This window comes from Methanosarcina sp. MTP4 (assembly GCF_000970045.1).
Lineage (GTDB): Archaea > Halobacteriota > Methanosarcinia > Methanosarcinales > Methanosarcinaceae > MTP4.
Genome location: NZ_CP009505.1, coordinates 2,625,342 through 2,637,890, shown reverse-complemented (window position 1 = coordinate 2,637,890; position 12,549 = coordinate 2,625,342). Strand labels below are relative to the sequence as shown.

Below are 12,549 nucleotides of genomic sequence, written 5' to 3'. Positions count from 1 at the left end.
CCCAACTTTTAAGCGTGTATGGGCATTTTTACGAATCCATGATCTTCATTGATGCCGATTTTGAAATCCCTCCAAGAGGGTGACGTGCTTAAATTTAAGCGCATAATTCAACATCAAGAGACAGATATGCGCTTAAAAATGTGGAACCCAGACTATTAACAAGAGTTTGCAGGGGCTGCGATAATGCCCCTTACGTCATCAGCCAGTTCATGGTAGCCATTCCCATGGTTATCTTTTTCGAGATCAGCATGGTGGTCGTAAGGGTGCTGGGAGTGAAGAAGAGAAACAGCATCGATGCAGCTTGAAAATCGAAATTTTGGAATTCTAAAGTATGGAATTCTAAAGTATGGAATTCTAAAGTATGGAATTCTAAAGTATGGAATATGGATAGTTGAAAAAGAATCTCATTAAAAAAAGCAACTTGGAAGCCCTGCCGGGCAGGAAGGATTTTAGATGGCTTCTTATTTAGCAGACAGAACAACTAAGGCAGACAGAAAAGTTGACAGCAAATTCCGGCAGGGCTTCTATTTTTTGTCTCTCTTTAATCAGGGTTGAAAAAGCTGTGTGGATTGAAGGGCATGGGCGTGTTTGGGGGTGATGTGATGATAGTCATTAAAGAACCCAAACACGCCCCTAGTTCTCCGTTTCCGCACTCGCCTGTTCATGTAAATAATTGTTTTGGCAGTATTTAATGTTATCGAAACTATTTTATAAAATTGTTTTTATACATCAATTTACAGGGATTCTTGCTAAATTTCGAGGTGTATTTTGTTCAAATACGGGGTCCATGGTACGTTTTTTCACATTCCCTCTTTTCCTTTTCCAATATTTTCTCCCGGAGTATTCCGGAAACCGCGGAGAACAGGAAGCTCAGGATGGTACTTTCAGCACACTCAGGAAAGTATTATTTAATTAAACCCCGTATTGAGCAGGTCATGGAATCCCGGCAAGTAAAGGCCAGCGCCCAGGTTATTGCCGCATCCGTAATCTATGGGTTTGCAGGTATCTTTTTCATGTACATAAAGAATATGGCTGCAGGGCCGGTGGTGTTTTACCAGCTCCTTTTCGGGTTCCTTTTCCTTGCCGCATACATGGCAGCCACGGGCCGGCTTTCCGGGACACGTTTAAAGGGAAAACGAAAAACCCTCTTCCTCCTCGGAGTCTGGCAGGCAGGGGTTCTGCTTTCTTATTACACGGCTGTCCGCTACACCAATGTCTCGATTTCCGCCTTGCTCCTTTACACCGCCCCTATTTACGTGGTTCTTCTGGCTCCCTTTTTCCTGAAGGAGAAGCCGAATATACGAAGCTTTGCAGCTCTAGTCTTTTCCCTCGTCGGAGTGGCAATTGTGGTGGGACCGGAAAATTTCTCTTTCGTTGGGGGAATCTCTGGTTCTGCTTATCTCTTCGGCATATTGATGGGGCTTTCGGCGGGTTTTTTCTATGCCTGTATCATCATGACCTCCCGGCACCTCAGGGATGAATATTCGGGCCTGGAACAGCTTTTCCTTTCGACAGCCGTGACCCTTGTGCTCCTGCTTCCTTATTCACTGGGAGCTCCTGCTTCCTCCCTGCTCGAAAACCTGTTAGTGCTCCTCTTCCTGGGGGTGATGATCACCGCTCTTGGTTCAATCCTTTACTTCACGGGGCTTATGCACGTGAAAGCCCAGAACGCCGGTATCATTTCCCTGCTCGAACCGGTGAGTGCCATTCTCTTTTCATACCTTATTCTCGATGACCCTGTTTACCGGAGCACCCTGCTGGGCTGCGCCCTGATCCTTTCAAGTTCATTCCTGGTGAGCCTGGAAGGGGAGGAGGCTGCCGAAGGGAATTCCGGCGGGGAAGTTTCACTGTCCGGAAAACCAGCCGGCTTATTCAGGCGTTCCGGGGAAGGGCAGGATAAAACCGGGAGTAAATAGCAGGAAGACGGGCAGGTAAAGATCGGTAAGTTAAAGACCTGAGAATAATTACTTGAATGTATTACTGGAATGATTGGCGGATATATTGATAGAAAGTTTTATTTAAAAAATAATTTAAAAGATGAGGTGCAGAAATTATTTCCGGGAAAAACTTTCTTTTCGGAACAGGGAGTATTTTTCTCTCCCCGTAATTTTCCCTGCGTAACATTGACAAAATTTATTAGCAATCATCCTGTATTCTTATCCAGTATCCCAATGTATTTTATTGATTACGTGAAAAATATTTTATTGATTACGTGAAAAATATTTTATTGATTACGTGTTAAATATTTAATTGATTACGTGTTAAATATTTTATTGATTACATGAAAAATATTCATTGATCATGTGAACAGGGCCTGGTATTTCTATGGTAGACGTAGCTCAGGAATTGGAAGCATTAAGGCAGAATTTGCTTGACCTTTCCCTTCGAAACAACCTTCTCAATTACCGCCCTTCGCAGAGACGGACCATTTCGATCACGGGAAAAACGCCTGCAGAGATCTACGAGATTTTTGTCCTGCAGGAAAAGTCGATGAAATTCAGGGCAAAAAAAGGGCCCGGAAAAGGCAGGAAATCCGCTGGTGGGGGGGCTGGAGAGGATGCCGGTCCCGAAGGGGAAAGCAAGCTGTTTAAGACGATCGGGAAAATCTTTACTCCCGATGAAAAAAACAGGGCTCCTTCTTCTCGTTTCGAGCCTTTCCTGGATGTTCCCGAGGACAGTGAAACCCTTGAGAGAAAACTTTTCTATGTCCATAACCAGGCAAATTCCATTTTTGAGGAACAGGGTTACCCCGTACTCTACCTGGCCCTCGGTTTCCTGCAGTGGGGGGACAGCAGGTCTTCCGTGAAAAACCCGAAAGCTCCTCTTGTCCTGGTCCCGGTCGAGCTGAAACGGATCGGGAAAGGGCGTAAGTTCAGTCTGCAGTGGACCGGGGACGAGATATTTACCTCGATTACCCTCCAGGCCAAGATGAAAGAGCTCGGAATCGAACTCTCTGAGTTTGAGATGCCGGAAGAGGGAGCAGGCATTGACAGTTATCTGGGAGACGTCCTCAAGGCAATTGCTGAAAAACCTGGCTGGAAAGTCCTTCCCGAGGTCTGCCTCGACTTCTTCAACTTCAGGAAATTTGTCATGTATAAGGACCTGGACCCTGCCACCTGGCCCGAGGAAATGTCCCCTGCAGAGCATCCCCTGGTACAGAGGATCTTCAATCCGACAGACCCCGAAAGCGTCGAAGCGGGTTTTCTGGAAGAGGACGTGGACCTGAAACTCTCTGCAAAAGACACCTACCATATCCTGGACGCCGACTCTTCCCAGATCGCTGTTACGGAGGATGTGAAAAGTGGAATGGACCTTGTGGTCGAAGGGCCTCCTGGGACCGGAAAGTCCCAGACCATTGCCAATACCATTGCCGAGCTGCTGGCTATAGGGAAGAGCGTCCTTTTTGTCAGTGAAAAGATGGCCGCCCTCCAGGTTGTGAAGAGCAGGCTGGACGCTGCGGGTCTGGGCGACCTCTGCCTGGAAATCCACAGCCACAAGACCCGGAAAAAAGCGGTGCTCGAAGAGTTGTCAAAGACCTTGAACCGGTCAGCTCCGGCGGCTATCAGCCCTGACAGGGATATCAATGAACTGGAAAAGCTGAAAAAGGAACTTAATGAGTATGCAAAGACTCTCGGGGAACCGGAAGGGAAGCTCTATTCCAGCCTCTACACCCTTTACGGCGTAAGGGAAAAGACCAGGGCTTATTTCGAAGCAAAAGACAGGAAAATGCCGGGGCTCAAATTCGAGGAGACCGAGAATTGGAGCCTCGATGCCTGGACTGAAGCCGAGTCCGTCCTGGAAAAGCTGGGCCAGGTGCTGCCTGTTCTTGGGCCTGTCCGGAAAAATCCCTGGTACGGCTGCGAACCCGGGCTGGTGCTTCCCCAGGACTGTGAGGAACTCGAACCCTTTGCAGGGGAATGCGCCGAAACCATTGAAGCTCTGGAAAAAGCGATCAAGGCCCTGAACGACCTTTCCGGAACGTCAAAGCCAGCTTCCCTTAAAGGACTTTCGGATGTGGTCAATGCCGCAAAACTTGTTGCCGCCTCAAAGCCCCTGGACAAAAAGATGCTGGAAAACCGTGAATGGGAGTCCGAAAGTTCCAGGACCGAAGCCGGAGCCCTGGTCTCGAAACTCAGGCAGTACAGGGAACTGCACTCCTTTGTGGAAAAAACTTTTTACCCCTCGATTTTTGATCTTGATTCTTCTGAATTCGAGGAACTGTCCCATGGGCTCTTTAAATTCCTGAACCCGAAGTACCGCAAGCTGAAAAAAGAAATCACAGCCTGTTATGCCTTCGGAGCCCCTTCAAAGGACAGCCAGCTTCTCCTTGACCTCTCCTGCCTCTCCGAGTGCGAAACCCGCAAGTATGAGCTTGAGGCTGCCGGAGCAAAGGGAAAGAAGTTTTTCGGGGAATACTGGAAGGGCTTTGAAAGCGACCCGGCCCTGCTTGAAGAATACGGTCGGTGGATCATCCCATTCAGGAAATATGTGGCTGAGGGCGTATTCACGGATAAGGTATTCGGGCTTGTAACTGCCGGGGTCGAAGCCGGGGAATTCGAGCTTGCTCTTGAAGCGGTGTCCGGGGCGAAACAGGCTTTTATAGAGTCCTCTGGAAACTTCGGGTCTCGGATAGGGGCTGATTTCGGGAAGATGTTCGGGAAAGAGCTTGAAGAAGTAAGTCTGAGGACGCTTAAATCCAGGATTTCCCGCTGGGGAAACGAAACTTTGTCCCTTGTTTTCTGGAGCCAGTACCTGGGGTACAGGAAAGCCGGGCTCGGCACTCTTGCAGCCCCAATGGTCAAGGATATCGAGGCAGGGAAAATCGAACCTGAGGACATGATCCCTGCTTTTGAGGGGAACTATGCCGAAACCCTTCTCCATAACGCCTTTAAGGAAAGGCCCGTCCTTTCCACGTTTATCCGGGAACTCCATGAAGGCAGGATAAACAAGTTCACGGAACTCGATAGGAAGGTCCTTCTGGAAAATCGGAAGAGGATCATCCATTCCGCTTACGAGGAAACCCCTAAACTTACCTCCGGGGCGTCCCGGGCGTCCGAAGCCGGGATTCTCCTTAACGAGTTCAACCGGAAACGGGGGCATATGCCAATCCGAACCCTCATGACAAAGGCAGGGGGCCTGGTCCAGAAGATCAAGCCCTGTTTCATGATGAGCCCCCTTTCGATTTCCCAGTACCTGGACCCCAGGAGCACCCGTTTTGACGTGATCATCTTTGACGAGGCCAGCCAGGTCCGGCCCGAAGACGCGGTCGGGGCTCTGCTTCGCGGAAATCAGGTTGTGGTCATGGGCGACTCAAAACAGCTTCCTCCGACCGCTTTCTTCGATACGGTGATCGATACCCCGGAAACCGAACCCGATGACTATGGGACAGCCGGGGATATGGAAAGTATCCTCAACGTCTGCAAGCGTGGGTTCCCGATAAAGACCCTGCGCTGGCACTACAGGAGCAGGCACGAGTCCCTTATCGCGGTCTCAAACCAGGAGTTCTACGACAACCGGCTCTATGTTTATCCCTCCCCCATGCAGAAAGATGAGCGTCTGGGCCTGAAATTCATGCACCTGCCAGACGCCGTCTACGACAGGGGCAAGAGCGGGGCGAACAGGGTGGAGGCAAAGGCTGTTGCCAGGGCTGTTTTCGAGCATGTGGTCAAGTACCCGGATAAGAGCCTGGGAGTCGGGACCTTCAACGTGAAGCAGCAGGAAGCCATTCAGGAAGAGATCGAAGTCCTCATTAAAGCCAACCCCGGAATCGACCTGAATTCCGGAACCCGGGAAGGGGAACATTTCTTCGTGAAAAACCTGGAAACCATCCAGGGGGATGAAAGAGACGTGATCCTGCTGAGTGTCGGTTTCGGCTTTGACGGGAACCGCAAGCTTTCCCTTAACTTCGGGCCCCTGAACCGGGAAGGAGGGGAGCGCCGCCTGAACGTTCTTATCACCCGGGCCAGGGAAAAGTGTGTTGTCTTTGCGAATTTCACCTCAAGGGACCTTCACCTGGACGAAAATTCCTCTTTCGGGCTCCGGGCCCTGAAAGTCTTCCTTGAATTTGCGGAAAACGGAAGGCTTCCCACCCCTGCCGGAAGCGAGGAAGAATTTGATTCCCCCTTTGAGGAAACAGTCTCGGATTTCCTTCGGGAAAACGGCTTTGAAATCCACAGGCAGATTGGTTGTGCCGGGTACAGGCTTGACCTTGCCGTCCCCGACCCCCGCTATCCGGGCAGGTACCTGCTGGGAATCGAATGCGACGGGGCAAGTTACCACTCCTCTCCGGTAGCCAGGGACCGTGACCGCCTGCGTCAGCAGGTCCTAGAAGGGCTTGGCTGGAACCTTTACCGGGTCTGGTCTACGGACTGGTACCTCCGCCCGAAGGAAAGCAAAGCTGCCCTGCTTGAGGTGGTCCAAAAGGAGTTCGAGGCGGCAAAGATGGAAGTAGGGGACGTTTTTGAACCTGTGGAATTCATAGATCCCGGGGCAGAGGAAGAGTCTGTGGCAGAGCCAGATCTCGGGACAGAGTCAACTTCCACAGCACAGCTTGAAGCCGGGACCTCTTCAGGCGCCGAAATGGAAAACGAAATAAAGCCTGAATCAGAAGAATCTCCTGAACTTAGATCAAATGAAGATACCTCCGAAACCCGAAATAATAAGGGGCAGAGAACTATCACCAGGGTCGGAGAGGAACCCCTGTATTTTGCAGGGGAAAGGGCAGAAGAAGATTCTGACGTGTCCGGGCTTGAACTCGAAAATGACGAAGCTGTGGGAGGGGACTTTCTCCCCGAACTGACTTCTAAAGCAGAGGCAATAGCGCCCCTGACATCAGAAACCTCGAAAACCCGTTCTCCCCGGAAGTCCGGGAAGAGCAAACTCCTGAAGTTTGAAGCGGAAAACGAGTGTGACCCGGATGATGTCTCTGGGAAGGGGGCAAAGTTCGTGCCTGAACCGGACTTTGAAAAGTTGAACTTTTTCGAGGCATCTCCGGAAATCGATCCTATCGACTGGTCCGGAGCCCGGGGAAAGAAGATACGGAAGCCTTTTGTCTACAATTTCGGGTCCCCCGAGGATATGGGACTTGAGCCGGATGTTGATTCTGAGCCTGTTTCCGGTTCTGAACCATATTCCGATACTGAGCCTGTTTCCGGTCCTGAGCCAGGAGCTGAGCCGGAACTTTCCGGGTTGGAGTCCGAATTTGAGCCTGAAAAAAGGTTTGAAACCGGGGAAAGGGTTGAGTTTGAAACTGAAATCAAAGCTGAAATTGAAGCACCCGGTTTTCCAGGCCCGGAATACAGGGCTCGCCCTGAACCCGAACTTGAACCTGAACCCGGGTTTGAACTTGAAACTGATTTTGGCCCCGAAACCGAACCTGAAAACGGGTCTGAATTCCTTTCTTATGAATACGAAGTTTCGGATACAGGGGAATCGGATAAAGTTTCTCCGGATAAAGGGAACGGCAGCAAACTGCCTGTGGATAATGAAGATTCCCTGGAAACGAGGGTGCCTGTTTACACGGTTTGCACGGCTTTCGGGCTTTCGGAGTCCTGCGGCATTCTGGACATTTCGGCTGAAGAGCTCGAAGCTGTCGTGGTAAAGATTGTTGATTGTGAAGGGCCTGTCCATGTGGAAGAGCTGCTCCAGCGGATAAAAATACAGTGCAAAATCCCCCGGATGCTTGGGAAGATCAAGCAGAGTATCCTGGATGCCGTCACCTCGGCTGAAATGGCGGAAAGGCTCAGGGTAAAAGGAGACTTCCTCTGGCCCGTATCCGAACCTGCATACCTCCTCCGCAGGCGGGACGGGGACACTCCTCCGAAGATCGAATGGATCTGTGACGAGGAAATCCGGGAGGCTGTCCGCTTTGTTCTTGACAACCAGTACTCTACTCCCCTGGACGACCTTGTGATCCAGGCTTCAAGGGTACTGGGGATTAAAATCACACGTAAGAATGCACGGGACCGGATCGAGAGTCTGATAAGGTCCGGGATTGAAAGCAATGAGCTTACCCGGATGCCCAATGAAATGATTTATTTTGCGGAATGACGGCGGCATTCCTGAATGAATGAACGAATGATGAATAAATGAATGAATTTTGAGAGGACGCTTCCCCTAATGAAATAATCGGATTAGGGCTGGAAAGATATTTTCAGTTTTTCATTTATTCCATTTTTTAAATTCTAACCCGACTTTTACTTTATTTTTTCCAATAATATCTATTTTCACTTATTTTTTCTTAAAAATCTCCATTTTAACCCATTTTTTCTTAATAATACCGATTTTAACCCATTTTATCTAAATAATATCTCTTTTAACTGCTTTTTATCTAGAAATATCCATTATTATTGCCATTAATTATCTAATAAACAATTATTATCGTTTTTAATAATCAATTAGCAGAGATTGTATCTTTAATTAGGTTTTAATCTTTCATTATTGATTATATTAAAAAATTATATATGCTGGGACTCTTATTCATGCAGCATCATGCCCATAACAGTTTTAAAAACTAATAACCCTTCCTCAACACTTATATTGTCCTGTGTTCTCTTCGGACTGGTTGGAATATTTGTAAAAGGTATAAATGGGATGGGAACAGCCCCTATTCTCTTTTACCGCCTTTTTTTCGGATTTGCGACAATTTTAACATATCTTATAGCTGCAGGAAGGTTTGAAGGGTTCCATCTCGGAAATAAAAAATCTTATCTCTTCTTGCTCGGGGTTCTGAACACTGTAACCATGTTTTCTTACTTTTCCGCAATGAAGTACAGCAGTATTCCAGTAGCAGTGCTCCTTCTTTACACCGCTCCGGTCTACGTGACCCTTCTCTCCCCGTTTCTCCTCAAGGAAAAAATCACGGCTCGAAGCATGATTGCCCTGACTCTTTCCCTGGCCGGAATCCTGCTTACGGTAAACCCCGGGCATATGGGCATTGGGACCGTGGCGTCCGGGGAAGAAGGCACTTATTTCCTGGGCTTGCTTTTCGGGCTGCTTTCAGGCTTTTCCTTCGGCTGCTCAATCCTTACCGTCAACCACCTGAAATCGGATTATTCGGGCACTTCACAGCTGTTGTGGTCCACCCTGGTAGGACTGCTCCTGCTCCTCCCCTTCGGGGTTTCGGTGCCCGGGGAAGTGCTTTTTGAAAACCTCGGGAGGCTCGTGCCCCTGGGCATCATTACTACGGCAGTCGGAACACTCCTCTACATGAACGGAATCGTCCACATCAGGGCGCAAACCGCAGCCGTGCTGTGCCTCATGGAACCGGTAAGCAGTATTTTCTTTGGCTGCACCCTCCTCGGGGACCCGCTTCAGGCAAACACCCTATTTGGCTGCTGCTTCATCCTTTGCGGAGGACTGCTTGTAAGCTTGAAAGGCAGTATCCCTCTGCCCGGAAAAAATAGATTATTCAGGCTGTCACGAAGGCGCAGGCCGGGTCTTTTCCAGACCTTCATGCCCCCGAGACCGGGGAAGCTTTGAGTTTTCTCTCACTTCCCCTTTATGGTTTTTTTAAGTTATTTTAAGTTATTTTCGAGCTTTTTTACCGTTTTAGTATGTAAATTCTGTTACGAAGACCATTGCAGCCACAACGGTGGTCCATTTCCCGCCTTTGGCGCCTCTTGCAGTCTGGCACATGTGCATCGTATCGAATATATGACCGCTTGCCTTGTACACCTGTTCCCTTTCATGCCAGGCCGAATCCACATCAAACTCGATTCCAAGAGTCGTAGCCAGCATGGTTGCGGCCAGGTCTTCTGCGTATTCTCCTGCGGTTTCCTCATCTTCTCCGAAGGAGTGGTGTTCCGAAATATAACCGTAGTTGTTTTCATTAACCGGGACCGCGGTGCCTATGGCTGCGGTTGTTAGGCGTTCCGGTTCATTCGTCTCATTTCTGGCAAGCACGCAGTGGACAATAGCCCCCGGCCTTAACTCTTTTAGACCTTCCTCTTTGGAAACAACTTTGCAATTAGGAGGTAATATGCTTGAAACGCTTACAAGGTTGTATTTCTCAATCTTTGCATCCCTAAGGGCAAGTTCGAAGGAGGCTAATTTGTCCTTGTGAACTCCGGTGCCCTTGGTCAGAAAAGCTTTCTTAGGGATCATGTGAATTCCTCATATGTTTTTCTATATTCGCTGATTAGCCGTGTCTGGACGGCCAATAAACTTTGGTCAGTGGATACTATTTTTAGTATCTAAGTAATGAATGATCGGGATTTAAAAATATCGGAGAAAACGAGTATTCAGGTAGTCACAGTTTCTTTTTCCCCTACGGCTTTTTCATACACATCGGACTTCGAAATCCCCTCGAAAATGAGTTTGGTCTCAAGGGGGACTCCGCCAGAATAGACTGAGATGTCCTTTCTTTCGATGTTGATTTCGATCTGCTCGGGGCTCAACCCGGACTCGGCCATGTAGTCAAGGATCAGCTTTCTCCCAAAGCCCTCGGCATATTCCAGGGCTTCTTTTCTTGTAAGGAAATGCCTTCTTCCCACCGGGGTATATACGAAGATCCCTTTTGTCCTGAGGTCGTACTTTGACTCGCTGTACATGGTCCGGATGGATATCTCGGCCCGTTTGATGCCTTTTCCGACAAGGGCTCCCACAGCGTTTCCGACGTCCGAGTATTCGGGGAGCAGGATTTCGGCATCAATTAGTTCCTTGAGTTCTTCCAGGTAAGCCCTGACAGGCCCTCCCAGGAGCACGACGGGGACGTCCACCTTAAAGCGGGAAAAGAAGTTTCCTTCAAGCACTTTTTCAATTTCGGCCTTATCCACTCCTTCCATCAGGAAAGCAAGGAGGTCTTTTGCCATGTTCCGGGCAAAGAGGCGTTTTACATTAGTGCAAAACTCGTACTTGTCCACCCCCACAAAGTTTGCAAGCAGGGTTGCCCCTATGACCGAGGCTTCGGAGTCCCACTCGTCGTAGTCCCCGAGTACGTGGAGGGCGTCTGTGGGGGTGAAGCCAATTGCCTGGACCAGCCGCTTTTGGATCAGGGAGTCCATCACCCGTCTGGACGGAAGGATTTTCCGATCCCAATAGACATCGTTCAGGGATTTGGGTTCGTCTCCTATCAGGGTCAGGAGTTCCTTTTCTTCTCCACTCAGTTCTATGGGTTTTCGCCCTGTCCGGACAAAGAATTTTGTTGCCTGGATGTGCTCGTTCAGTTTCAGGCGGTCGGGGATCCAGCGCTTTTTCAGGGTGTGCATGAAGTCCGGGTAAAGTACTGCAGCCCTGCAGAGGGGAATGACCCTGCGGGGACCTATACTGGTATTGCTGCCCTGGACCCAGACGTGACTGTCTCCGCCCATTGCCGAGGTCTCCATCCGGAGGGCTCTGACCTTGGTCTGCCAGCCCCCTACAACGGCTCCCGTTTCGCTCAGGTAGGGAAGCCCCTTGTAAATCAGGGAAACGTCAGTGCTTGTCCCTCCGACGTCGATTGCGGCACATGTCTCTTGTTTTGATAGGTAGGACGCCCCGAGAAGGCTTGCCGCAGGGCCTGAAAAGACCGATTCGATGGGTTTTTTCATGGCTTCCTGCATGCGAACGACCGAACCGTCACAACGAAGCATGGCAACCCTTGAATTGATTCCTCTCCTTTCGATTTCACCCACTACGGTTTCCAGGAAGCTTTCGGCTACCGGCAGAAGCTGGGCGTTTAGGTAAGCCGTAACTCCCCTTTCGTAGGCTCCCAGGGACTGGGCAAGTTCGTGCCCGCAGACCACGGGAAGCCCTGTCAGCTCTTTGACCAGGGCTTTTACCTGCAGTTCATGGTCCGGGTTTCGGACGCTGAAATAGGAAGATACCGCAAAAGCCGCAACCCTGTCCTTAAGCCTGAGTATGAAACCCCTGACTCTCTCAAGGTCAAGGGGCTCGATCTCGTTCCCGTGGCTGTCGTGCCCCCCCTTAACCATAATATAATTCTCAATCCCGGAGTCCCGGGGGATTTCATAGTCCCCTACCAGGACCAGCCCGACCGGAAATCCGGTCTTTTCCAGGATAGCGTTGGTTGCAAGGGTGGTGGAAACCGAGACCAGGGTAATCTCCTTTAGTTTTTCCGGGTCCAACCCGTCGATTGAGTTCGTAATCCCTTCCAGAGGATCAGGGTAACTTGTAAGTGCCTTGTTCGAGCCAACGACAGCGCCGTCCGAGTCCCGGATTAAAATTGAGTCCGTATAGGTTCCGCCGGCGTCAATGCCTAAACTGTATGCCATTTTTTAATAACTCCTTTCTGTGAATCCTTTTTTGCAGTAATCTCTGATCCACGGCGTATTCTTTCTCGAATGTATCATAGTAAATTCATCATTTCAAATGTATTGCCATTGAATGCATCATTGTAAACTGTTCTAGTGCGCCATTTTTATGAGTTACAGCCATTCTTACCGTTGGAGCGGGTTTAAATGTCCCATAAGATTGGCCATTAATTTTTTTGCTCCAGAATCAGAAACCTGCTTTTATAGAAATCTTGGTTTTAACCGAAATTTCGGTTTTTACCCGTTTTACGGTTTTTATCTATATTTGTAATATCTGCATAATTGAGGGTAAATATAA

Annotated in this window: 6 protein-coding genes; 4 read left to right on the top strand and 2 right to left on the bottom strand. The window is 49.3% G+C overall.

All coding sequences use genetic code 11. From position 1 onward, the window contains the following. Positions 1–140: 140 nt before the first annotated feature. The 4 genes from MSMTP_RS19300 (at position 141) to MSMTP_RS10875 (ending at position 9,480) form a co-directional block, all read left to right on the top strand. Positions 141–305 carry a hypothetical protein gene (locus MSMTP_RS19300; protein ID WP_156153799.1) on the top strand — a complete coding sequence of 55 codons (165 nt, stop codon included), beginning with the start codon at positions 141–143 and terminating at the stop codon, positions 303–305. Positions 306–935: 630 nt separating this feature from the next. Then, on the top strand, positions 936–1,916 hold the full coding sequence (locus MSMTP_RS10885) for a DMT family transporter (RefSeq protein WP_082090738.1): 981 nt from the start codon (positions 936–938) through the stop codon (positions 1,914–1,916). 409 nt (positions 1,917–2,325) lie between these two features. Beyond that, positions 2,326–8,049 carry a DUF3320 domain-containing protein gene (locus tag MSMTP_RS10880; RefSeq protein WP_048179212.1) on the top strand — a complete coding sequence of 1,908 codons (5,724 nt, stop codon included), beginning with the start codon at positions 2,326–2,328 and terminating at the stop codon, positions 8,047–8,049. A gap of 441 nt (positions 8,050–8,490) precedes the next feature. After that, a complete protein-coding gene (locus tag MSMTP_RS10875) occupies positions 8,491–9,480 on the top strand; it encodes a DMT family transporter (RefSeq protein ID WP_048179209.1) in 990 nt (329 codons plus the stop codon). A 69-nt stretch (positions 9,481–9,549) separates the two neighbouring features. Here the strand turns inward: MSMTP_RS10875 and MSMTP_RS10870 are convergent, their stop codons facing one another. Continuing rightward, positions 9,550–10,104 carry a pyruvoyl-dependent arginine decarboxylase gene (locus tag MSMTP_RS10870; protein ID WP_048179206.1) on the bottom strand — a complete coding sequence of 185 codons (555 nt, stop codon included), beginning with the start codon at positions 10,102–10,104 and terminating at the stop codon, positions 9,550–9,552. A gap of 137 nt (positions 10,105–10,241) precedes the next feature. Beyond that, positions 10,242–12,212 carry a hydantoinase/oxoprolinase N-terminal domain-containing protein gene (locus MSMTP_RS10865; RefSeq protein WP_048179203.1) on the bottom strand — a complete coding sequence of 657 codons (1,971 nt, stop codon included), beginning with the start codon at positions 12,210–12,212 and terminating at the stop codon, positions 10,242–10,244. Positions 12,213–12,549 lie beyond the last annotated feature (337 nt).

Coding starts and splice junctions, on each gene's coding strand:
- MSMTP_RS10885 (WP_082090738.1), top strand. CDS start 936: ATGGAATCCCGGCAAGTAAAGGCCAGCGCCCAGGTTATTGCCGCATCC.
- MSMTP_RS10880 (WP_048179212.1), top strand. CDS start 2,326: ATGGTAGACGTAGCTCAGGAATTGGAAGCATTAAGGCAGAATTTGCTT.
- MSMTP_RS10875 (WP_048179209.1), top strand. CDS start 8,491: ATGCCCATAACAGTTTTAAAAACTAATAACCCTTCCTCAACACTTATA.
- MSMTP_RS10870 (WP_048179206.1), bottom strand. CDS start 10,104: ATGATCCCTAAGAAAGCTTTTCTGACCAAGGGCACCGGAGTTCACAAG.
- MSMTP_RS10865 (WP_048179203.1), bottom strand. CDS start 12,212: ATGGCATACAGTTTAGGCATTGACGCCGGCGGAACCTATACGGACTCA.